The organism is Arthrobacter oryzae (genome assembly GCF_031454875.1).
GTDB classification, from domain to species: domain Bacteria; phylum Actinomycetota; class Actinomycetes; order Actinomycetales; family Micrococcaceae; genus Arthrobacter; species Arthrobacter oryzae_D.
Genome location: NZ_JAVDRQ010000009.1, coordinates 104,815 through 128,222, shown reverse-complemented (window position 1 = coordinate 128,222; position 23,408 = coordinate 104,815). Strand labels below are relative to the sequence as shown.

At 64.6% G+C, this 23,408-nt stretch carries 18 protein-coding genes; 14 read left to right on the top strand and 4 right to left on the bottom strand.

Going from position 1 to position 23,408, the window contains the following annotated elements; all coding sequences use genetic code 11:
* Positions 1-205 precede the first annotated feature (205 nt).
* The 3 genes from J2805_RS16830 (at position 206) to J2805_RS16820 (ending at position 4,124) form a co-directional block, all read left to right on the top strand.
* Positions 206-1,099 (top strand): VOC family protein, encoded by an 894-nt coding sequence (locus J2805_RS16830; RefSeq protein ID WP_309978228.1) that lies wholly within the window; start codon positions 206-208, stop codon positions 1,097-1,099.
* 244 nt (positions 1,100-1,343) lie between these two features.
* Positions 1,344-2,636, top strand: a complete 1,293-nt coding sequence (locus J2805_RS16825; protein WP_309978226.1) for an MFS transporter — start codon at positions 1,344-1,346, stop codon at positions 2,634-2,636.
* A gap of 180 nt (positions 2,637-2,816) precedes the next feature.
* The gene (locus J2805_RS16820) at positions 2,817-4,124 is read left to right on the top strand and encodes an NtaA/DmoA family FMN-dependent monooxygenase (protein ID WP_309978224.1); all 1,308 of its coding nucleotides are present in this window, start codon (positions 2,817-2,819) and stop codon (positions 4,122-4,124) included.
* Here the strand turns inward: J2805_RS16820 and J2805_RS16815 are convergent.
* Positions 4,121-5,071: a LysR family transcriptional regulator gene (locus J2805_RS16815; RefSeq protein ID WP_309978222.1), complete on the bottom strand. Its 951-nt coding sequence runs from the start codon at positions 5,069-5,071 to the stop codon at positions 4,121-4,123. The genes J2805_RS16820 and J2805_RS16815 overlap by 4 nt on opposite strands.
* Positions 5,072-5,218: 147 nt before the next feature.
* On the opposite strand from J2805_RS16815, the gene J2805_RS16810 reads away from it, so the two are divergent.
* Positions 5,219-6,811, top strand: a complete 1,593-nt coding sequence (locus J2805_RS16810; protein ID WP_309978220.1) for an FAD-binding oxidoreductase — start codon at positions 5,219-5,221, stop codon at positions 6,809-6,811.
* Between the two features lie 84 nt (positions 6,812-6,895).
* Here J2805_RS16810 and J2805_RS16805 read toward each other — a convergent pair whose 3' ends face one another.
* Positions 6,896-8,401 carry an aldehyde dehydrogenase family protein gene (locus tag J2805_RS16805; protein WP_309978219.1) on the bottom strand — a complete coding sequence of 502 codons (1,506 nt, stop codon included), beginning with the start codon at positions 8,399-8,401 and terminating at the stop codon, positions 6,896-6,898.
* A 137-nt stretch (positions 8,402-8,538) separates the two neighbouring features.
* On the opposite strand from J2805_RS16805, the gene J2805_RS16800 reads away from it, so the two are divergent.
* The 4 genes from J2805_RS16800 to J2805_RS16785 are packed head-to-tail and all read left to right on the top strand — an operon-like array spanning position 8,539 to position 12,063.
* Entirely contained in the window at positions 8,539-9,561 is a 1,023-nt protein-coding gene (locus J2805_RS16800) for an ABC transporter substrate-binding protein (RefSeq protein WP_309978218.1), read from the top strand.
* 36 nt (positions 9,562-9,597) lie between these two features.
* On the top strand, positions 9,598-10,377 hold the full coding sequence (locus tag J2805_RS16795; protein ID WP_309978216.1) for an ABC transporter permease: 780 nt from the start codon (positions 9,598-9,600) through the stop codon (positions 10,375-10,377).
* On the top strand, positions 10,370-11,221 hold the full coding sequence (locus tag J2805_RS16790) for an ABC transporter permease (protein ID WP_309978214.1): 852 nt from the start codon (positions 10,370-10,372) through the stop codon (positions 11,219-11,221). Before J2805_RS16795 ends, J2805_RS16790 begins: the two co-directional genes overlap by 8 nt.
* A 35-nt stretch (positions 11,222-11,256) precedes the next feature.
* Positions 11,257-12,063, top strand: a complete 807-nt coding sequence (locus J2805_RS16785) for an ABC transporter ATP-binding protein (protein WP_309978212.1) — start codon at positions 11,257-11,259, stop codon at positions 12,061-12,063.
* A gap of 100 nt (positions 12,064-12,163) precedes the next feature.
* On the opposite strand, the gene J2805_RS16780 is transcribed toward J2805_RS16785, so the two are convergent.
* The gene (locus tag J2805_RS16780; RefSeq protein WP_309978209.1) at positions 12,164-12,877 is read right to left on the bottom strand and encodes a GntR family transcriptional regulator; all 714 of its coding nucleotides are present in this window, start codon (positions 12,875-12,877) and stop codon (positions 12,164-12,166) included.
* A 130-nt stretch (positions 12,878-13,007) separates the two neighbouring features.
* Here J2805_RS16780 and J2805_RS16775 point away from each other — a divergent pair, with 130 nt between their 5' ends.
* The gene (locus J2805_RS16775; RefSeq protein WP_309978207.1) at positions 13,008-14,999 is read left to right on the top strand and encodes a flavin-containing monooxygenase; all 1,992 of its coding nucleotides are present in this window, start codon (positions 13,008-13,010) and stop codon (positions 14,997-14,999) included.
* A complete protein-coding gene (locus J2805_RS16770) occupies positions 14,996-16,507 on the top strand; it encodes a carboxylesterase family protein (protein ID WP_309978204.1) in 1,512 nt (503 codons plus the stop codon). Before J2805_RS16775 ends, J2805_RS16770 begins: the two co-directional genes overlap by 4 nt.
* A gap of 94 nt (positions 16,508-16,601) precedes the next feature.
* On the opposite strand, the gene J2805_RS16765 is transcribed toward J2805_RS16770, so the two are convergent.
* A complete protein-coding gene (locus J2805_RS16765; protein WP_309978202.1) occupies positions 16,602-17,693 on the bottom strand; it encodes a Zn-dependent alcohol dehydrogenase in 1,092 nt (363 codons plus the stop codon).
* A gap of 157 nt (positions 17,694-17,850) precedes the next feature.
* On the opposite strand from J2805_RS16765, the gene J2805_RS16760 reads away from it, so the two are divergent.
* The 4 genes from J2805_RS16760 to J2805_RS16745 all read left to right on the top strand — a co-directional run bounded on the left by J2805_RS16760 (position 17,851) and on the right by J2805_RS16745 (position 23,210).
* The gene (locus J2805_RS16760; RefSeq protein ID WP_309978201.1) at positions 17,851-18,936 is read left to right on the top strand and encodes a Zn-dependent alcohol dehydrogenase; all 1,086 of its coding nucleotides are present in this window, start codon (positions 17,851-17,853) and stop codon (positions 18,934-18,936) included.
* A gap of 140 nt (positions 18,937-19,076) precedes the next feature.
* Positions 19,077-20,600: a 4-hydroxyphenylacetate 3-hydroxylase N-terminal domain-containing protein gene (locus J2805_RS16755; protein ID WP_309978199.1), complete on the top strand. Its 1,524-nt coding sequence runs from the start codon at positions 19,077-19,079 to the stop codon at positions 20,598-20,600.
* 8 nt (positions 20,601-20,608) lie between these two features.
* A complete protein-coding gene (locus J2805_RS16750; RefSeq protein ID WP_309978196.1) occupies positions 20,609-22,042 on the top strand; it encodes an MmgE/PrpD family protein in 1,434 nt (477 codons plus the stop codon).
* 16 nt (positions 22,043-22,058) lie between these two features.
* A complete protein-coding gene (locus J2805_RS16745) occupies positions 22,059-23,210 on the top strand; it encodes a flavin reductase (RefSeq protein ID WP_309978194.1) in 1,152 nt (383 codons plus the stop codon).
* Positions 23,211-23,408: the final 198 nt, after the last annotated feature.

Sequence of the window (23,408 nt, the reverse complement as noted above, 5' to 3'; positions counted from 1 at the left end):
GATACGTCCGCCGGAAGACCTGATCGCTCGCCTCCTCTGAGTGGTTGGGACAGGCAGGGCGCGCAGGCGAATTCGTCGGGATTGACGACCGGCCGAGCTTTTTGTTTTTTTCCTAGATTATCGATTCTAAGTAGGATAGTGTTTTCTTAGATGTAGCGGGTATCACAGTATCCGCAAGAGCCGTGCAAACGAGTAGGAGACAAGGATGTCTTGGGGATTGATAAGCGCCATGGGCCACGTAAGCATTCAGACGACGGACCTCGCCAGCTCGGTATTTGACGCGACCCAGATCCTTGGGTTGCGCGAAACTGAGCGGACCTCCGATGCTGTGTACCTCGCCGCCGGCAATGTCCACCATGAACTGGTCTATGTCGAGTCCGATGTCAACGGCGTTGATGGCTTTGGCCTTGTTGCGGCCAACGGCGATGCCCTGCGTGAGATTCGGCGGCGCGTGGAGGACGAGAATTTCACCATCCTCAGCAATAGGCCCCGCGGCCTCGGCGTCGAGGACGGTTTCTCCTTCATCGGGCCTGAGGGCTTCGTGTTCGAAATCTACGCCGGCATGCAGGAGAACATTGCCCTGCAGCAGTCCTTCGGTCCGGACCGCTACGGCCACTTCAACTTCCACCCACGTGACGTGGGCGGCATGATGCGCTTCCTGCGCCGGGTCCTGGATTTCCGCCTCTCGGACGTCATTGGCGATGACTTCGCCTATTTCATGCGCTGCAATCCGGATCACCACGGCATCGCCCTGGTCCGCGGTGAAGGAACCCTGCACCACCACGCCTGGCAGACGCAAAGCATCGCTGATCTCGGCAAGCTTGGCGACAGGCTGAACAAACTGGGCAGGGACCTGATCTGGGGCCCAGTCCGTCACGGAGCCGGCCATAACATCGCCGCGTACTACGTGGAAAATTCGGGGGCCGTCGTCGAGCTTTACACGGATCTGGAACAGATCTACGACGACTCCCGCCCCCCGGTCATGTGGGGCGAAGACGAGAACTGGTACAACATGTGGGGCCAATACCGTCCTATGGATTTCCGCAAGTTCGGGCTCGCCCCCGTGGACCGCCGGTCCCTCAGCAGCCTCCACCGGTAGGCGCTCCGCAGGCCACCACTGCAGACATCCCGGGCCCTCGCCTTCGCAGATTAAATACTTTCGCCGCGGTTTGATCTGCGTCATGCTTGAAAGAGCGAATGAAGCGGTTGCTTCGGGACATGACCAACAATGCCGTCGGTCACCAAACTCTCATAGCCTTCGAAAAGAGATCATGTTGAACCCGAAAACCGCCCCGGGGAGAAGCCAGAAGCCGGTGGAGCTGCCGTCGAGCAGGAAGCCACCCGTGGCTGACTCGCTTAACACCAAGGACATGCGCCGCATCCTGGGCTCCAGCCTCATCGGCAGCATCATTGAGTACTACGACTTCATTCTGTACGCCACGGCTGCATCCCTGGTGTTTGATCGCGTCTTCTTTGCCAACCTCGGCCCCGGTCTCTCCCTTTTTGCCTCCTTCGCTACGCTCGCGGCGGGCTACGTCGCCCGGCCGCTGGGCGGCATCATCTTCGGTCATTTCGGCGACCGCCTGGGCCGGAAGCAAATGCTGGTGCTGTCGATGCTCATGATGGGCGGCGCCACCGTCCTGATCGGGCTCCTGCCCACCACGGCGCAGATCGGTGTTGCCGCGCCGATTGTGCTGGTCCTCCTGCGCGTCATTCAGGGCATTTCCGTCGGCGGGGAGTGGGGCGGCGCCACCTTGATGGCCCTCGAGCACGCCCCTGCGAAAAAGCGAGGCCTCGCCGCGGCGTTTGCCAACGCGGGCGGGCCGGCCGGCGGACTGCTGGCAACCCTTGCAGTGTCCGCCGTTTCCGCCCTGACCGGGGACCAGTTCCTGGTCTGGGGCTGGCGGATACCGTTCCTGCTCAGTGCCCTGCTGATCCTGATTGGCATGATCATCCGCCTTCGGGTGGCTGAGACGCCCGTCTTCCAGAAGCTCGACGCCGAAGCCGCCAAAATCAAGCACCCGCCTCTGTTCGAGGTGCTCCGCCATCATCCGCGCCTCGTCGTGGTCACCCTCGTGGCGACGCTGGGATTCTATGCCTGCCAGGGACTGCTGACCGTGTGGGGCGTCTCCATGGCTGTGGGTAGCGGCGTGGACCGCTCCGGCGTCCTGAACTGGAAGGGCGTTGCCGCCGTGGTAACGGTGGCGGTCTGCTTCTATTCAGCACGCCTCAGTGACCGGATTGGCCGGCGCGCTGTCCTCACCGGCGCGGGCGTGGCGGCCATCGTCCTTGCCTTTCCCCTGATCCTGCTGCTGACCAACGGGACCCTGTGGGGCTTCGCGGTGGCAGTGGTGGTCGGCAACGGGCTCGTCCAAGGGGCACTCGCCGGACCCATCGGCGCCTACATCTCCGAACAGTTCCCCACCGGTGTCCGCTACACGGGAGCATCCCTGTCCTACCAGGGAGCTTCGATGATCGGGGCCGGATTTACCCCCATGATCGCCACGGGCCTGGTTCTGGCTGCCGGCGGCGGCGTATGGATGGTGGCCGTGTTCTGGATCGTCATTCTGGCGGCGGGTCTCGCCGCAGTACGCCTCACGGCGGAAGGCTCACGCGTCAAGCTCGACGCCGTCTAACCATCCCGCGGCGACCCCCGGCTGGAGTACATCCTGGCCGGGGTTCGTTTTCATTTGCTTTGTCAAATTTATTGAACTTATTGTGCTGAAACTTCTCCATTTACGCTGCACGCGCTGACTGCCATGCTGGAGGCAGCGAGGCGCCGGGATTGGCGCGCACATCACGAAAGGAACCAGGCGATGAAGCCTAAGAAACACATGGTGCTCACCACCTTCATGCTGCCCGCGGGCTATCACAAGGACAGCTGGCGGATGGAAGGAAGCCGGGCCGAAGAACTGGGAAACCTGGACTTCGTGGCAGACCTGACGGCCATGGCCGAGGCCGCCAAGCTTGACGCCGTATTTTTCGGCGACATCGTCCACGCCAACACGGTCATGCGGGGCGACATCAAGATGAACGGGTTCTACGAACCCATGACAGTGCTTGCAGCCCTGGCCGCCAGGACGAAGAACATCGGCCTGATCGGGACAATGTCCACCTCCTTCTCCGAGCCGTACAACCTTGCCCGGCAGCTGTGCGGCCTGGACCACATGTCCAACGGCAGGGCCGGCTGGAACATCGTCACGTCGTCGGACGGTTTCAGCAACTACGGCGTGGAGGACGTTCCCGACCCCGCCGTGCGGTACCGGCGGGCCACCGAGTTCGTTGACGTTGTGCAGCGACTCTGGGACAGCTGGTCCGATGACGCCGTCATCGTGGACAGGGTCTCCGGCGAGTACGTGGACCGGAGCAAGCTCAAGGCCATCCGGCACAAGGGCGAGTTCATTGAAGTTGAGGGCCCCATCAACATGCCGCGGTCGCCGCAGGGCCGGCCCGTGCTGGTCCAGGCCGGATCCTCGGGCCCCGGCATGGACCTGGGCTCCTCCGTGGCCGACGGGATCTACACAGCCCAGCCGTTCAAGGAACCGTCCATCGAGTTCTACACCAAGTTCAAGAACATGGTGGCCGAGAAGGGAAGGAACCCCGACGACGTCAAAGTCATCCCGGGCATCCTGCCGATCCTTGGGGACACCGAGAAAGAAGCGCAGGACCTCGCCAATGAGCTGGCCGGCTACGTGCACCTCGGCAACGGCCGCAAGCAGGTGGGTGCAGACCTCAAGATGGACCTTTCCGAGCTGGAGTTCGATGAAACGATCCCGGCGGAGTGGTTCTCCGACGACCCCCGGATGGGCAGCCGCTACCAGATCTACCGCAAGAAGAGCGTGGACATGGGCATGACTCTGCGCGAGCTGATCGTGGACCTGGCCCGTTCCACCGGACACCAGTGGATGGCCGGCACACCCTCGCAGGTGGCAGACCGCATGGTGGACTGGTTCGAGTCCAAGGCCTGCGACGGCTTCAACCTCAACGCTCCCTTCAACCCGGGCGGTTTCAAGCTCATCTGCGACAAGCTGGTGCCGGAGCTCCAGGACCGCGGCTACTTCCGGTCCGAGTATGAGGGCACCACGCTGCGCGACAACCTTGGACTCTCGCGCCCGTCAGCCTAGAGCCGCATGACTTCGAAGCCGGGGGAGCCAAAGCGTTCGACGGCGACATCCACCCAGGCCTGAGCGCGGGCATTCAACCGCATGCTCCGCGTCCAGGCCAGCGACACGGTGGCCGGGGGACGGGTGTGGACGCGGGGCTCCGCCACCGGTTTGAGGACAACCTTCAGCTCCTCGTAAGGCGCGTCCAGCATCGGCTGCTGGAAGAGCACGGCGACGCCGCGGCCGCTCGCCACCAGGGACCGGACTGTGGCGTAGCTGCGTGAGCGGTGCCGGATGTCCGGGGCGAGCCCGGCGTCGCGGTACATGTCCAGGATGCGGGTGGAAATGGGCGGAGCGTCGAAAAAGATGAGCGGGCTGGCCGCCACGTCCTTGAGCGAGACCACCTCCGCTTCGCGCAGGGGATGGTCCTTCGGGAGAAGGATGTAAGGCTCCACGGACAGCAGCGGGGCCGTCTTGAGCGCAGGGGAGATATCCATGTCGTAGACGAAAGCGGCGTCAATGGATCCGTTGAGCAGACGGTCCTGAAGGTCCTCGTGGTAGCCCTCGATGAAGTCCACTTCCACCTGCGGGCATTGCTCTGCGAAGTCGGCCAGCATCGGCGGAATGATGGTGGGTCCCAGCGGCATGAAGCACCCTACGGTCAACGGTCCCCGGATGACCGTTCTGTCCCTTTTGGACAGCGATGCGATCTCATCAGCAAGATCAAGCAGTTGGCGCGCCTGACGGAAGACCAGGATTCCGGTGGATGTCAGCGTGAGCCCCTTGGACTTGCGCTTGATGCACAGTTGCGCTCCCACGATCCGCTCGAGTTCCGCGATGGACATGGAAATAGCCGACGGAGCCATGTGCAGCCGGCGTGCCGCCTCGCTCATGGTTCCGGTTTCAGCCGCGACCACAAAGTGGAGGACCTGCCGCAGGGTGATCGAAGGATTCAGGCTGATATTCATATTGTCAATTCTACTGATAACCAAGAGCAGAAATAGGTCATTTACTTGATGACCCTGACTTGTCATGATGAAAGAAACGGCGACGGCGACGGCGCCCGAGTCAAGGCCGCGGCGGCGGCACCCCCTCCCGAAAGTGACGTGACGTAAATGGACGCGCAAGCAAGATTCCTTGACCAGGCAGAAGCCGTGGTGGGTGCCGACAATGTTGTCCGCGCCACGCCCAAGGAGGGCTACATCGATCCGTACCCGCTGAACCCCGGCCGGGCGAAATGGCCGGGAGTGCGCCCCGGGAGCGTGGAGGAGGTCCAGGCTGTCGTCCGGCTGGCCAATGACACCGGCGTTCCGCTGTGGTCCTTCTCCAAGGGCAAGAACCTGGGTTACGGGGGGCCGGAACCGCGCACTCGGGACATGGTGGCCCTGGACCTGAGCCGCCTCAATAGGATCATCGAAGTGAACGACCAGCTCAACTACGCCGTCATCGAGCCAGGTGTCAGCTTCTTTGACCTTTTCGAACACATCCAGGAGCAGGGCTTGAAGCTGTGGATGTCCGTTCCTGCCCTGGGGTGGGGCTCCATCCTTGGCAATGCGCTGGACCGTGGCTACGGGATGACGCCCATGGGTGACCATGTGCAGTCCATCTGCGGCATGGAGGTTATCCTTCCGGACGGCGAACTGGTGCGGACCGGTATGTGGGCCATGGAGGGAACGGAACTCGGGCCCATCTTCAAGGGCGGATTCGGCCCCACGCTGGACGGCATCTTCACCCAGTCCAATTTGGGCATCGTCACCAAGATCGGGCTCTGGCTGATGCCCTGGCCGGACGTATACATCAACGGCGATGTTGTGGTGGAGCGCGAGGAGGACATGCCCAAGCTGGTGGACATCCTGACACAGCTCCGCCGCGAGGACGTCATCCAGAACAATGCCCTCTGCGGCAACGTGGTGCGGGCGGCGACCATGAACGGGCCGCGGTCGCGCTGGTATGAGGGGGAGGGGTCCATCCCGGACGAGCGCCTGGAAGAAATGCGCCAGGAGATGGGCATCGGCCAGTGGAACGCCAAGTTCGCGATCTACGGCGACAAGGGCCTTGCCGAACGCAGGCTGGAAATCATCCGGGAACGCTTCGCCGGGATCGAGGGCTTCACCGTCAAGGCCCGCCAATATGAAGGTTCCGATGGCATGCAGGTGGCCTATGCGGACATTGCGGACATGGACCGCACCCAGATGGCCGGCGTGCCCACGCTCAAGCCGCTGTCGACGGTGGAGTGGGCGGCGGAGAACGGTGGCCACATTGACGCGGCTCCCATCATTCCTGCCCGCGGGGAGGAAGTATGGGCGTTTTACCGGGAAGCCAAGGAACTGTACCGCCGGTTCGGCTTCGACCTGTACATCGGCTACCATCTGTATCCGCGCCACATGGTGCACGTGACCATGATCTTCTTCGAAAACGACAACCAGGAGCAGCTGGGGCGCGCGCGGGCACTCTACGCGGCACTGCTGGCGGCCGCACGCAGCCATGGCTACGCGCCCTACCGCAGCCATGTGGACTACATGGACGTCATCGCCGACGGTTTCGACTACAACAACAACGCCATTCGCCGGCTCCAGGAGACGCTGAAGGACGCCCTGGATCCCAACGGCATCCTCTCGCCGGGAAAGCAGGGCGTCTGGCCCCGACGGTACCGCGAGGTCGGCGCCGAGTCGCCCGACGGCATCGCGGAATCGGTGCTCCCGCGGTAGGGCCACTGTCCTTAACGGCGGAAGGGGCCGGATGCTGGCTGATCAGCATCCGGCCCCTTTGGCCTGCCCTTTTGCGCTTATCAGCTACACGCCGCTGATATTGATCGCGACGGACTTGACCTCGGTGAAGGCTTCCACGCCCTCGCGGCCGTTCTCCTTGCCCCAGCCCGACTGCTTGAACCCGCCGAACGGCATATTGGCATCCATGCCGCCCGCGGCGTTGACCCGCACGTTGCCGGCCTTGATCCGGCGCGCGAACTGATGGGCCCTGGAGATGTCCTTGGTCCAGATGGTGGAGGAGAGCCCGTAGACCGTGTCATTGGCACGCGCCACGATGTCCGCAACGCTGTCCGGGTCGCGGAAGGTTGCCGCAGAGAGAACCGGCCCGAAGATTTCCTCGCGGACAACCTTCATCTCATGGGTGGTGTTGCGCAGGATGGTCGGCTGGATGAAGAAGCCGTCCCAGGGGAGCGCGGCGCCGCCGGTGACCACCTCGGCGCCCTCCTCACGGCCGCTCTGGATGTAGCCGAGGATCCTGTCGCGCTGCTGGGCGGAAATCACCGGACCGATCTGGGCCTGCGGATCGGTCCCGGGGCCAACGCGCAACGCCGTGGCCCGCTGTGAGATCCCAGCGATGACTTCATCCGCCACAGCCTCGTGGACGTAGAGGCGGGAACCCGCAGCACACACCTGTCCGGTGTTTCCGAAGATGCTCATTGCCGCCCCGTCCATCGCCCGCTCGAGGTCGGCATCCGGGTAGATGACTACCGGAGACTTGCCGCCGAGTTCCAGCGAGACGCGCTTGAGGTTGCCGGCGCAGGAGGCCAGCAGGTGCTTGCCCACGGCCGTCGAGCCGGTGAAGGAGATCTTATCCACCAGCGGGTGGTCCGCGATCCGCTGCCCCGCGACGGCACCGAGGCCCTGGACAATATTCAGCACGCCCGGCGGGAACCCCACCTCGATGGCCAGCTCACCCAGCCGGACCGCTGTCAGGGGCGTCAGTTCCGCGGGCTTGAGCACCACGGTGCAGCCTGCCGCCAGGGCGGGAGCGAGTTTGGCAGCGGTGATGGCCAGCGGGCTGTTCCAGGGAACGATCAGCCCCACAACGCCGACGGCCTCCCGGAGCGTGTAGGCGTGCCATTCACCGGGCAGGGAGACGTTCCGGGTTTCGCCGTTGAGCTTCGTGGCCCATCCGGCGTTGTAGCGGAAGGATTCCGCCGCCCCGGTGATTTCGAACGCCCTTGCAATGCCCAGGGGCTTGCCCGTATTGAGCGTCTCGAGCAGAGACAGTTCGTCCGCGGCGGCGTCGATGGCGTCTCCGAGCTTCCAGATCAGACGGCTCCGCTGGGCCGGCGACATTGCCGGCCACGGACCCGAGTCGAAGGCCCGGCGGGCGGCCTGGACCGCACGGTCCACATCATCGGCGCTTGCAGACGCGGAGTCCACCAGATGCTCGCCGGTGGAGGGGTTGGTGACGGGAAGCGGTTCCGCTCCGCCTTCCACCCATGTTCCGTCGATCAGCAGGCGCAGGGGACGGTCCAGCAGGTCCGGCCGGGCAGTGGTGGGGAGGGTCTGGGTAAGAGGCGTCATTGGCTTCCTTCCGGGAGGCTGCGTGTCGAGCTGCTTGTTTATGCAATCTGTGATGGTTGCCACATCACAGAGTCCAAGATACATTGTTCTAGGAATTATGCATTTATTCATATCTGTACTCAATGAGGAGCTTCTGGATGGAAAAGCACAAACGCCACGCACTGTTGGCCAAGGTTCTGACACCGGCTGTGGCCGGACTTACCCTGCTGTCCCTGGCCGCCTGCGGGACTTCAGGTACGCCCGCCGCCGCCGGAGACGCCGGCAGCGGCTCGCAAGGCAAGTCGGCGATCAAAGTTGTCGTCGCGCCCATCCACTTCGAAACGGCGTATATCGCCAAGGAGAAGGGCTTCTTCGACGAGGCGGGCCTGACGGTGGAAATCGTCCCGGGCGCCGATCCGTCGGCCAACCTGGCCCAGACCGTGAGCGGCCAGGCGGACATCACCACGGCGTCCTGGGGTGTGATGACCACCGCCACGGCGAAGGGCATGCCGGTGAAGGTGATCTCCGGAAACGGTGTCGTCGACCCGGATGCTGACAACTCTGGCATCCTGATCCCGAAGAACAGCGGCATCAGCAGTGTCGCTGACCTGAAGGGCAAGAATGTAGCCGTCGTCGGCGTGAACACCGGCGGTGACATCCCGATGCTGCAGGCTGCGGCTGCGGCGGGAATCGATCCCAAGTCGATCACTGAGATTGCCGTTCCGTACGCGGGCATGCAGGCCGCCCTGGAGCAGGGAACGGTGGATGCGGCGTTCGCCGCGGACACCTATTATCACCAGCTTGTGGACGCCGGCTTCAAGAGCATCGCCAGCCCGGTCCGTGAATTCCAGGGCAACATGCCCGTGACCGTCTGGGCTGCCACCGACGCCTGGCTCAGGAGCAACCCCGGAACGGCCAAGAAGTTCAATGACGCCATGACCAAGGCCGCCACGTTCTATACGGACCCGGCCAACGTCCAAGCAGTCGTTGACATCACTGCCCGGGTCAAGGAAGTGGACGCATCCAAGGTCAATCCCAAGTCGTACGTTCCGGTGAACACGTCCATCAACCTGACCACCGGCCAGGCCGGCATCGATGCGATGAAGGACCTCGGGTTCGTCAGCAAGCCGCTCACCGCTGAAGCCATGCTCTGGGCTGACGCCCCGCGCTTCACCAAGTAGGGCTCCAGGCATCAGGAATACAACGGAGAGATCGATATGAAGACAAGCACAAAGTCGCTGGACTGGGGTTTGACCACCCAGCGGCTGTTGGCGGTGGCTGCACTCCTGGCCATCTGGCAGGTGGTCATCTGGAGCGGCGCGCTGCCTTCCATGACACCCGGGGTGGCCGCCCTGGCATCCTCCATCGGCGCGGCGCTGACCTCAGCAACATTCTGGGCAGCGCTGGCGCAGACCATGACGGCTGCCGTCAGCGGCTGGCTGATCGCGGTAGCTGCCGGAACGGTCCTTGGGCTGCTGATCGGATCCATCCGCGCGCTAGACCGCTCGACGTCGATCCTGATCGATTTCGGGCGTTCCTTTCCGGTGCTGGCGCTGATGCCTGTTGTCATCATGCTTCTGGGTGCCACCGCCCAGATGGAAACCGTCGTCGTTGCCCTGTCCTGCCTCTGGCCGGTGCTGGTGCAGACAATCTACGGCGCCCGGCGGATGGAATCAGCGGTGGTGGATACGGTGCGGATCTTCCAGATTCCCGCGCTCCTGCGGTTCCGCCGGGTCCTGCTCCCCAGCGCCACCCCCTTTATCGCCACCGGAATCCGGATTTCGGCCTCCATCGCCATCCTCGTCGCCGTGGGCGTCGAAGTGCTCAGCCAGACGCCGGGAATCGGCCGGCAGATCACCCTGGCACAGCAGGCGCAGCGGTGGGATTCGGCGTTCGCATACCTCTTCTTCGCCGGGCTCGTGGGCTGGGGTATCGCCAGCCTGCTCAACTACACCGAGGGCCGGATCCTCACATGGAACAGGCAGACCAATGACTGAGACAGCCCTTCGTACGGCACCAAAGCTGGAAACCGCGTCCCGGGCAAGGCCGCCGCAGGCGCAGCGCGTGCGCAGCCGCCCCGTCCGGGTTGCGCTCAACGTACTGCAGCGGACCTGGCTGATCGTGGTGGTGTTCGCCGTATGGTGGATCGCCACGGCGAACAGCACCAACGTGTTCATCCCTTCGCTCGAGTCGATCCTGGTCAGCCTGGGCCGGGACCTCTCCAACGGTGTGATCGCCTCGGGAGCGGCCTACAGCCTGGGAAACCTGGCTGCCGGCCTCCTGATCGCCGTGGCCGTCGGCATCATCGGTGGACTGATCCTCGGTGAGACGAAGCGGTTGCGTGAAATTGTGGATCCGGTCATCCACTTCTTCCGGTCCGTGCCCCAGGCGGCCCTGGTTCCGCTGATCATCGGCGCATTCGGAATCGGACAGGGGCCGAAGATCTACACCATCGCTTTTGCCTGCATGTGGCCGGTACTGCTGAACACCATCGACGGCGTCCTGGGCGTGGAACCGACCATCCGCAAGTTCTCGAAGGTCTACCGGATTCCCCGTGGGCTTCATTTCCGCAAGGTGGTCCTGCCGGCTGCGCTACCGCAGATCGTGGCCGGTGTGCGGGTGGCGCTTCCGATTGGAATCACGGTGATGGTGGTGAGCGAACTTTTCGCCGCCAACAAGGGCCTGGGTTTCTACATCCTCAATTCCTCGGCCACCTTCATGGTGCCGGAGACGTGGGCAGGTGCCCTGCTCGTCGGCGTCATCGGCTACATCCTCTCCCTCCTGTTTGTCGTCCTTGAACGCAGGATCCTGAGCTGGTACTTCAAGTCAGGCGCAAAATGACCACCCCGATCCAACAGAAAAATGAAGGAGCTCCCATGGCCATTCAAGCAGCGCCCGAGGAAGTGCAGGTGGCAACGAAGCCGCTGCTCCAGGTCCACGGGCTGACCATGAGCTACGGCGTCGGTGACTCGGAGAACAAGATCCTGAACGATCTGAATCTCGAGGTAGACGACGGCGAATTCGTCTCCATCGTCGGTCCGTCCGGCGTCGGCAAAACCACGCTGCTGCGGTGCCTCTCGGGCCTCATCCAGCCCCGGAAGGGCACCGTGAGCGTCGGCGGGGAAGTCATTAGCGGCCCCCACCGGGACCTGGCCGTGGTTTTCCAGGACTACAGCCGTTCGCTCATGCCCTGGATGAGCACTCTGGAAAATGTGGCCTTCCCGTTGCAGGGCCGCGGCGTGGGGAAAAAGGAGCGGAATGAAACCGCGGAGAAAAACCTCGCGGCGGTGGGCCTGGCGGGTCAAGGCCACAAGTACCCGTGGGAAATGTCCGGCGGCATGCAGCAGCGCGTGGCCATCGCGCGTGCGCTGGCCTACAATGCCAAGGTCCTGTTGATGGACGAGCCGTTCGCTTCGGTGGATGCGCAGACCAGGTTCGACCTGGAGGACCTTGTGATCGATCTCCAGTCGACCCTTGGTGTCACCATCATCCTGGTCACTCACGACATTGATGAGGCACTGTACCTGGCTGACAAGGTGATTGTCCTGGCGGAGAAGCCCGCCACAGTGGTGGACGTGATCGAGACCGGCTTCGGTGACCACCGCGACCAGGTGGAAACGAAGGCGGATCCCCGCTTTGTGGAGGCGCGGGCACGCATCCTGCACCGCCTGCGGGACCACTAGTCCGGGCGCGTCACAGCTGAAAAAGCCCTCCGGTCTCCCTTGTGGGATCCCGGAGGGCTTTTCGCGTTTTGGATGTGCTGTGTATGCGGCGCCGGGGCGCCTAGGCTTTGGCCTTCTCGAGCCCGCGCTCGGCTTCTTCCTTCTCGACGCCGGATTTCAGGATGGCCTTGAGCGTGGTCTCATAGTGGGTCCGGAGGAGCCGGGATGCGACGTCGGCGTTCCGGTCCAACGCGGCGGCCAGGATGTCGCGGTGCTCCTGGGCGATGTCGCGGTCCATGAACCGGGTGGCGCGGCCGGCCCACCGGCCGTACAGCTGTGCCAGGTCGGACAGCGTGGATGAGAGGTCGATCAGCACCGGGACGCCACAGGCTTCGAGCAGTTTGGCATGGAACGCCTGATGCGCGCGGTCCCACGCCTCCGTCAGCTCCCCATTCTCGCTCTCATTGCGGTAGGGGGTGCGCTCCAGCGTGTGGTGGGCCGCGATGAGCTCTGATTCCCAAGCGAGGTCCCCGCGCTGGATCGCCAGTCCCACACCAAATTCCTCGGAGACGCAGCGCAGCTCCGTGATGTCCTTGATCTCGGCCAACGACAGCGTTGGCACGAAGAAGCCGCGGTTCGGCTTGAGCACCACCAGACGGTCTCCGACCAACCGCGTCAGCGCCTCACGGATCACCGTGCTGCTGGTCTTGTAGTGCTTGGTGAGCGCCACCAGCTGCAGCTTGTCCCCGGCCGCCCAGCGGCCGGCCAGGATGTCATCCCGGAGTGAGTCCCGGATCTGTGTGCTGAGGGTCTCAGACTCGATACTTTTCGACATGTGCATTATTGTACCGCGAAGCAGATAATGTTTTCTTGATTGACTTATGCAAATTCCAATCTAGAATTGGGTAAGCCGTACGGAGAGACCTGACTCACACCAGATCCCGTCATTACCAAGGAGAACCGCCGTGACCAACTCCACCACCGAAGCAGTCCAGACCCGCGAGGGGCACGTCGTCGACGACCTCTACTGGCGGGAGCGGTACGAACCCATCGAGGAAAACGACGAATTCCTGCAGAAGATCGTGGACACCTCGGACCTTCCGGCGCTGATGGTGGCGCTGGCTGCAGTAACGAAAGACTTCTCCCTCCTGCGCGAGGACCTACGGCCCCCACAGCCGCCCGCGGAAATCGTGGGCATGCCGCACGGCGGCATGAGCGCCGAACAGCAGGCTCAGGCGCGCGGACTGGCTTTCCCGGCCCTCAAGCGGGTGCGGGATGAGCAGCTGACCAGCGTCGGACCCCTGACCGAGGCCCAGGCCGAGGACATCCTGACCTGGATCACCAACGCAGCGAACCCCGAGTACCACCCCATGCTGATGCATGACATGGCCTTGGTTGATGGCAAGAGCGGCAAGCCGACGTGGGACTTCGAGGACATCGCCCTGGGCCGTGACTTCAGAGTGGCCGTCATCGGATCCGGGGTTTCCGGGATGGCGGCCGCCTACCGGCTGAAGCAGGCAGGCATTCCCTACACCGTGTTCGAGAAGGGCCACACAGTCGGCGGCACGTGGTGGAAGAACACCTACCCCGGGGTACGCCTAGACACCCCCAACTACGCCTACAGTTTCTCCTTTGCCCAGCGTGACGACTGGCCCCAGCAGTTCTCGCAGGGGTCGGAGATTTTCGAGTACACCCGGCAGGTGGCCGAGCGCGGCGGCATCCTCGGCGAGATCGAATTCAACACCGAGGTTACGTCCGCCACCTATGACCAGGCCACGGGCCTGTGGAACGTGGACATCATCGATGCCTCCGGCCGGCCGGTCAGCCGCCAGTTCAATGCCGTGCTCTCAGCCGTCGGCCAGTTGGACCGGCCCAAGTACCCGGACGTTCCGGGACGCATGGACTTTGCCGGCATCCAGATGCACTCCGCTGAGTGGGACAACAGCGTCGATGTCACCGGCAAGCGGGTGGCGGTCATCGGTACCGGCGCCAGCGCCTACCAGATCGTCCCCGCCATCGTTGACCAGGTCTCCTCTCTGACCGTCTTCCAGCGCAGCTCACCCTGGATGCTGCCCACCCAGGGCTACTACGCGGACATGCCGGACTCTGTCCAGTGGTTGGTCCGCAAACTCCCGCACTACGGGCAGTGGCTGCGGTTCTGGCAGCACTGGCTCGGCGTCGAGGGCCGGCAGCACACCACCGTGGCGGAACCCGGCTGGGACAAGCCCGGCAGCGTGTCCGCCGTCAACGCGCAGTGGCGCCAAGGCCTTACCGACATCCTTGCCAAGCAGTACCAGGACCGTCCGGACCTGCTCGCCAAGGTCACCCCGGATTACATCGTGGGCGGCAAGCGCATGCTCCGGGACAACGGCGTCTGGGCTGAGTCTCTGAAGAAGCCCCAGTCCGCGCTGGTCACCGAGGGCATTGAGCGCATGACCCCCGAGGGCATCGTCACAAAGGACGGCGTGCTCCACGAGGTGGACATCATCGTCTACGCCACCGGTTTCCAGGCCTCGGAGTTCCTGGAGCCGTTGAAGATCACGGGCCTGCACGGCACGGACCTGCACGAGTACTGGGGCGGCGACGCCAAGGCTTTCGCCGGCCTGACCGTTCCGAACTTCCCCAACCTGTTCATCATCACCGGCCCCAACACCGGCCACGTGGTCAACGGCAGCCTCTATTCGATGATCGAATACGGCGTGGAATACATCCTCGAGTCGCTGCGCCTCATCATCGAAAACGACCTCAAGGCCTTGGACCTGAAGCAGGAAGTCCTCGACGAATTCGTCGCCAGCCTGGACGCAGCCAACGCCACCAAGGCGTGGGGCCATCCCAGCGTGCACACCTGGTACAAAAACAAGTTCGGCCGGGTTTCCCAGATCTGGCCCCATCCGGTCCTGGACTTCTGGAAGATCACACGCACCGTGAACCTCGACGACTACAACCAGCTGGTATGAGCGCCGCCGCAACACAACCGCTGGCGGGCATCCCTGCCGGGGAGGCCCTGTACAAGGCGGAAATGCTCGACGGCGTGGTCAGCGTCCGCGGCGTCCGGTACGGTGAGCGGCTGGATCCGCTCGACCGCTTCTCCGCGCTGGGCGACCCGTCACCTCAGCGACCGCAGGCTCCCGCGACGGTGTTCCCGCAGGCTCCCGGCTCCCTGGACTGGCTGCTCGGCCCGGCACTGTCCCGGATGCCGCAGGACGAGGATTCCTTCCTGCTGGACATCTGGGCGCCCGAAGGCGCAAAGGAACTGCCGGTGCTGGTCTTCCTGCCCGGGGGAGCCTTCATCAGCGGCGCCGGGAATGTGCGCTGGTACGACGGCTCCCGGCTCGCCCGGGAGGGCGGTGCCGTGGTGGTCACCGTGAACTACCGGCTGGGCGCGTTCGGACTGCTCGACGGCGTTGGCGGGGCCGGCGACCGCGGCACCTCAGCGCAGCCGGGTCCGCGCAACCTTGCCGCCGGCGACATCCTGCAGGCGTTGTCCTGGATTCACCGGAACATCGCCGCGTTCGGCGGCGACCCCGGGGCCACCGCCCTGGCGGGCCATTCGGCAGGTGCGTGGTACGCGTACGTCCTCAGCTTTGCCGAGCAGGCCCGCGGCCTGTTCAACCGGACCGCCCTGTTCAGCCTGCCCTGGCAGCCTCCCTTGAACGAGGCGGAGTTCGCCGCACGGTCCGGGCTGTTCGCCGCCGCACTCGGCGCCGGCGCCGGCGCCGACGTCGGCGTGGGCAATGGCCGGAATGCGGAGGAGATCCTCGCCGCGCAGGCAGCGGTGTCCAAGGCCTACGCGGGCAGGGGACTGGGCCTGATGCCGGCAGCGGACGGGGAACTGGTTCCTTCCTGGGCCATGGACTTCGAGAGCGCGGCGGCCGCCATGCATGTGGACGCGCTGCTGCTGAGCAGCACCGACGATGAAGCCGCCGCGTTCCTTAACGCCCTTCCCGTCCAGGCCGTTGGACCGCAACAGCTTGCCGGTTTTGTCGGCGCGCATTTCGAAGCCGCCGCCGAGGCGACGACCTTCATCGAGGAACGGCATCCCGGAGCGACGGACCACGCGAAGCTGGTGGAGGCCATGAGCCTGCATCAGTTCCGGCTGTCCGCCACGGAACTGGCAGGCCGGGCGGACCGGGCCGGAATTCCAACCACGTTGCTCCGGTTCTCCGTGCGCAGCAGGCTGGACGGTGCCGGCAGCCCGCATTGTTTCGAACTGCCTTTCCTGTTCGGGAACCGGCCGGACTGGCAGGATGCCCCGATGCTCGACGGGTTCCCCACCGAGGTCTTCGACGACGTGTCGGACCGGTTGCGGCCGCTCCTGCTCGGATTCGTTGCCGACGGCGTGGCGCGGACGCCCGAAGGCCAGTCCGTGCCGGGCTTCGATCCGACGAGACCGGCACTGTATTCGGTGGGCGAAACCGGGAGCGGCACCGCCGTCGTCGAGCCTGAACTGCGTCCCCGGCGCTAGGTCCGCCGCAAGCGGGAGAACGACTTAACCGAAAACGCCAGTGGAGCCGTCCGAAAGGGCGGCTCCACTGGCGTTAAACGGGTGTTGGCGGATCTCAGAAGCTGGTGATCACCGAGCGGGCCACCGATCCGCCGCGCAGCAGGTCATAGCCTTCATTGATCTGGTCCAGCGAGATCCTCTTGGAGACCAGTTCGTCCAGCTTGAAGCGGCCCTGCAGGTACAGTTCCGCGTACATCGGGATGTCGATTTTCAGGTTGGTGGAGCCCATGGCCACGCCCCGTATGCCCTTCTGCTTGCCCATCAGGTCGCCGAACGGGGTCAGTTCCAGGCGGGTTTCGGGTTTCTGGACACCGATGAGGAACGCCGTGCCGCCGATGTCCAGCATCGCGACGGCGTCCAGCGCCGTCTGTTTCAGGCCGATTACTTCGAAGGCGCAGGTGACGCCACCGCCGGTGAGGTCCTTGACTGTCTGCACGGAATCCCCGTTCCCGGCATTGACGGTGTCCGTGGCGCCGAACGCCTTGGCGAGTTCAAGCTTGGCCGGCTGCAGATCGATGGCGATGATCCTGCGTGCCCCGGCCAGGGCGGCGCCCTGGATGACGTTGAGGCCCACCCCGCCGCAGCCGATGACGGCAACAGTATCTCCGGGGCGGATGCGGGCAGAGTTGATGGCCGCCCCGGCTCCCGTCACCACACCGCATCCCAGGAGCGCAGCACGGTCGAACGGGATGTCCTTGCTGACGGAGACAACCGTGTTCTCGTGTACGATCACCTGCTCGGCGAATCCTCCGACGCCGATGAACTGCGTCAGTGCCTCGCCGTTCCGGCTCAGCCGCGGGCCCTGGCCCGGGGTCCGCTGGGTTTCCTGCGGATGGCGGCACTGGTAGGGCCGGCCCGTCAGGCAGCCCCGGCAGTGGCCGCAGCTGTGGATGGGCGATGACACCGCGTGATCGCCGACGCGGAACTCCGTGACGTCCGGGCCAACTTCGGCCACCACCCCGGCGATCTCGTGGCCCAGCAGGGCAGGCATGGGGAAGCCAACGTTGGTTTCGGCCACGTGCATGTCACTGTGGCACAAGCCACTGGCGCGGACATCGATGAGCACCTCCCGGCCGATCGGGTTAGCGATGTCTATGTCCTGGACCTGGAACGGCTGACCCACGCCGTCGAGTACTGCTGCTTTCATTCCTGTTGGTTTCCCCTCAAAGAGTGAGCCGGACTTGCCGGCATGGACGTGACGCGGCCCACAAATCCAATATAGTGTGTACTAAAGTGCAAAATCCAAAAATAATCGATTATGCGTCGGTGGGCATTCCGCTCACTGTCAGCCAAGGGAGTCCGGGATGAAAGCCGCAGTCATCAACGAAATCAACGGTCGTTTTGACGTGGAAGAGATCAGCATCGGTGACCCGGTGGGCCGCGAGGTCCTGGTGGAGGTCAAGGCCGCGGGCCTGTGCCACTCGGATCTTTTGGTCGCCTCGATCGACCGCGGGCGCCCGCTTCCCATGGTTGCCGGACATGAAATGGCCGGCGTTGTGGCCGCCATCGGTCCGGATGTCCGGGACCTTGCCGTCGGGGACCATGTGGTTGGCTCCGAAGTGAAGTTCTGCGGGCACTGCGAGGAATGCCTTGCCGGCTACAGCTACCGGTGCATCAATCCCGGCGACGTATCCCGACCGCGCGCTGCAGGGTCCAAGCTGCGCCGAAGCAGCGGGGATGTGCACGCGTTTGGCGTCGCCGCCTTTGCCGAGTACACCATTTGCCATGCCAACTCGCTGGTGCGGATACCCAGGGAGCTGCCCTTCCCGCAGGCGGCAGTGCTCAGCTGCGCGGCCATCACCGGCGTGGGGGCCGCGCTCAATACGGCCAAGGTCCAGCCCGGCGACACGGTTGCCGTGATCGGCCTGGGCGGCATCGGCCTTAACATCCTGTCCGGGGCCCGGATTGCCGGGGCCACCACCATCATTGGTGTGGACGTGCATCCGGCCAAGCTCGAGCTGGCCGCCCGTTTCGGTGCCACCCACGTAGTGAACTCCAGCGAGGAGGGCGCCGTGGCCAAGGTGCGGGAGATCAGCAGGCGCGGAGTTCACCACTCCTTCGAGGCTATCGGCCTCGGGATGACTCAGGCCCAGGCCATCGAGATGACGCGCGTGGGCGGCGGCGCATACTTCATCGGCATACCCCAGGGCGCGCCCCTGGAGGTGGAGGTGCTGCGCTCCCTTATCGCCGCTCAGCGCCGCATCCAGGGCGTGTACATGGGGTCGAGCAACATCCGCCGGGATATTCCTATGTACGCCGAGCTCTACCTGCAGGGCCGCCTGAACCTCGATGACCTGGTGGCGCAGGAAATCCCGCTCGAGCGGATCAACGACGCCTACCGGCTCCAGGAGTCCGGGGCGATCGCGCGCAGCGTCATCACGTCCTTCTGACAGAAGGGGGCGCTGGCAGGACGGCCATTGCCAAGTGTTCACTTTTTATATAAAATCATTCAAAGAATGCATTTTCATCTCACAATGTTGTGAAGGTTCCACGGGTGCCAGCCCTGGTACCAGCCAAAAAGGAGTTCAAAGTGACTGCACGCACCGGAGCAGAGTACAAGCGGGGCCTGGATGACGGCCGCGAAGTTTGGCTGGGGTCGGAGCGCATATCCGTCCTCGAACACCCAGCCTTCAAGGGTTCCGTCGAAGGCATGGCCGGCTACTTCGATTACCAGCACAAGTACGCGGCCGACTGCCTGACCACCCACCCGGAAACGGGCGAGTCCATGAACGTGAGCCTCTCGCTGCCGAAGAACGCCGAGGACATTGCCCTCCGGCACCGCGCCTTCGACCGGCTGGCCCGCTACTCCAACGGCATGCTGGGCCGCACGCCGGACTACGTCAACGTGGTCCTGGCGGGTCATGTCTCCCGCCGGGACATCTTCGACCGCTCCGGGGACCCGGTGTACCACCAGCGGCTGGCGGCCTACCACCGCGAAGTGATCGAAAAGGACCTCGCGCTGACCCACACCATCGTGCACGCGGCCATCGACAGGAGCGTCGGTGAGCTGCAGGGCATGAACGAGGAACTCACCCTCCGCGTGGTGGAGAGGACCGAACAGGGACTCATCGTCAAGGGCGCCAAAATGCTTGCCACCCTGGGACCCATCGCGGACGAACTCTACGTCTACCCCGCAGTGCCCATCCAGAAGGGCTTCGAGGAATACGCCCTTTCGTTCGCCATCCCGGTAGCGACTCCGGGCGTCGTGGCCGTCTGCCGCGACCACTACGGCGTGGACGCCGATATTGCGGACAAACCGTTTTCGTCGCGCTTTGACGAGCAGGACGCCGTCATCATCTTCGACGACGTGCTGGTTCCCTGGGACCGCGTATTCATCGATGGCAACCTGGACGTCTACAACGCCATCAACGCCGGCACCGCGTCCGGCAACACCCAGCAGCAGACGGCCATTCGCGCTGCCGTGAAGCTGGAGTTCGCATACGACCTCTGCACGCAGATCGCCAAGGTGACCGGTACGGAGAGCAAGCCCGACGTCGGGGCGATGCTCGGCGAAATTTACACCTACCTGCGCCTCACCCGCGCGGCCATCCACTCCGCGGAAATGCGGGCCTCAGACTGGGGCGACGGCGCGTTCTTCTGCCACGACGACATCAGCGCCCTGCGGGCCATCATGCCCGGCTGGATGATCCGGATCAACGAAATCATCAAGTCCATGGGCTCGCACAACCTGCTGGCAACCCCCACCGGCGGCGCCTTCAACGATCCGCGCCTGGGCCCCCTGCTGAAGAAGTACCTCCCGGGCGCCAACGGCATCAGCGCCCAGGAACGCGCCCGCATCATGCGCACTGCCTGGGACTTCGCAGGCTCGGCCCTGGGCAGCCGGATCGAACTCTACGAGCGCTTCTACCTCGGCAGCATCGGCCGTGCCCGCGCCCTGGACCACCGCAAAGCCCAGGCAGCCGGGGAGACCGGCGCCTACAAGGCGATGTACGAGGAAATCGACGGGCCGTCCGCGGCACCGCACGGCGCCATGTCGGAGACCGAAACTGCCGCGCCCGCGAATGACCGGGTCGCCGTCGGAGCACGGGGCTAGGTTCCGCCATGACGGTGCAGACAGCCGGGGCCGCCGGCATCGAAAACGGCGTGGAAAACATGACGGAAACCGTGGCACGGCATGTCACCGACACCGGCTTCGAGGCCTTCGACCCGGGCACGGTGGCGCGGGCCAAGGTCCGCATCATCGACTCCCTGGGCAACATCGCCGCGGGCCATCGCGCCCAGGGCAACGACGCTGTTATGGACCTTGCCCGCCGCTGGGGCGGTGCGCCGGAATCGAGCGTGCTGGTGCACGGCGTCCGCCTGCCGGCGCACAACGCGGCCATGGTCAACGCTGTGATGATGAGGTCCTACGACTTCGAGCCGATCGGCGCGGAATATGAGGACCACACGCAATCCGCCGCCCACATCAGCGGGACAACGGTTCCGGTGGCCCTGGCCGTCGCGGAACAACAGCGCTCCTCGGGCCGGGACCTGCTCACAGCACTGATCGTGGGGGATGACCTCACCTCGCGCCTCGCCGCGGCGTCGGGCTTTGATGTCTACGGCGGCCAGGACAACACAGGCACCGTCAACGGCCTCGGCGGCACCGCCGTCGCCGCCAAACTCATGGGGCTGGACGCGGTCCAGGTCCGCAATGCGCTGGGAATTGCGGTGAACCAGCTGTCCGGCACCGTGGCCAACATCTTCGATCAAACCCTCGCCTTCAAGCTGCCCATCGCCTTCTCCGCCCGCAACTCCATCGTCTCCGCGGAGCTCGCGCAGGCCGGGTTCACCGGCCCGGAGGACGCGATCGCGGGCCGGCACGGGTTCCTGGACATGTACTGCTCCTCGCCGGCACCGGAGAAGGTGACCCGCCGGCTCGGACAGGCCTTCTACGCGGACTGCGTGATCAAACCATGGGCCTCGTGCCGGGCCAGCCACCCCTCACTGGACGCCTGCGTGCGGCTGGCCACCGAAAACCGGCTGAACGAGGACGAGATCCAGGAGATCCTCATCCACGTGACACCGCGGACGCTCAAGGGTTTCGTGGGCCAGCCGTTCGTGATCGGGGAGTGCCCGGAGGTTTCCGGCGCCTTCAGCATCCGATTCACGGCCGCGACCGCCCTGATGTACAGAACGGTCCGGCCGGAACACCTCACGCTGGAGCACATGCAGGATCCGCGCCTGCAGCGGCTGCTGGATAAGATCCGGCTGGTTGATTCGCTGCCGCCCGCGGAATCGCTCACTGCCGAGGTGGAACTGCGGCTCCGGGACGGTTCAGTGCTCAGGACCCGGACGGACGTGCCCAAGGGGGACATCCACGCCAGCCCCATGAGTGAGGCGGAGATCCTGGACAAGTATTACGCAAACGCTGAGTTCGGCGGCAGGACCTCACGTTGGAATGCCGAGGAAGCGGTGCGGCTCATCCAGCGCCTTGAGGAGCTGGACAGCCTGGCCCCCCTCATCAAACTCTTCATACCCGACCTTCAGCACTAAATCTCAGGAGAATGAAATGAACACAGAACAGGTTGTACCCACCGCGGAGATCACCGTCGATCCCGCTGCTTTCCGTCACGTCGTGGGCCACTTCGCCAGCGGCGTCACGGTGATCACCACGGTTGTGGACGGCGAGCTGTACGGCACGACGGCGTCGGCCGTGTCCTCACTGTCCATGGAACCTCCCATGATGCTCGCCTGCCTCAACCGCTCCAGCTCCACGCACGACGCCGTGCTGAAGGCCGGAGTCTTTGGCATCAACATCCTGGCCGAGAACCAGAGCGACCTTGCCATGAAGTTCGGACGCAAGGGCGGAGACAAGTTCGACGGCGTTGCGGTCACCATGTCCGCGGAGGGTGTGCCTATGCTGGATGGCGCCCTTGCCACCATCGTCTGCCGGGTTGCGGAAACCCCCACCGGTGGCACCCACACCGTGTTCCTGGGCGAGGTGACGGACGCCAAAGCCACCGCAGGGGAGCCGCTGGCATACTTCCGCGGCGCCTTCGGCCGGCTGGAACGGGTCAAGGAGCTCGCAGCCTACGACGCCGTGCGCGACTGGGTCCTGGGCCGCCGCACGCCGCTGCACCAGGCGCTGGATCCGGTGGAGATCGCGGCCCAGGCCAAGTCCGATCCGCACAACGTCCACAACGCCCTGGTCAAGTTGACCGCTGAATCGCTGGTGACCCGGGGGGACCGCGGCGAATTCCTGCCAGCGCCCATCACCCGCCAGCTCACGGACAGCGTGTACGACGGCCGCCTCACCATCGAGCTCGGCGTGCTCGCCAGCCACTTCGAGAAGTTCACGGACGCGGACGTCGCGGAGCTAAGCCGCCTCACGGACGAGCTGGCGCTGCTGCGCCAGGGCGGCCAGGAAGCGCTGGACAAATTCCTCAAGACCAACGCGAAGTACCACAACCGTCTGGTCAGCGTGGCGGGCTCCGCCCAGCTCACCGACGCCTTCCGCCGCCTTGGAATCGGCACGGTGTGGCGCGAGGCGCTCAACAGCGAAGAATGGGCCCGGAAGATGGACCACAGCCACATCGTGGAACTCACGGCGGCGCTGAAGGACCACGACTACGCGCGGGCCGCGGAGGCCCTCCGCCTGCACACCGCTTTCGGCAAGCAGCTGGCCAGCGACGTGATTGAGCGCCACGGCGGCGAAGTGTAAGCAGCAACTCCAAAAGTACGACGGCGGGGCCGCACCCAGGGATTCCCATCCCGGAGGGTGCGGCCCCGCCGTCGTTCGTGGTCTTCCCAACTGGGTCGTATTGAGCGGCGTCATTCGCGGTCTCAACCAGGTCAACTGTGAATCAAAGGCGACATGTAAAGGGAAGGGCAGCAAAAAGCGGGGAAGCCGAGTGGCCTC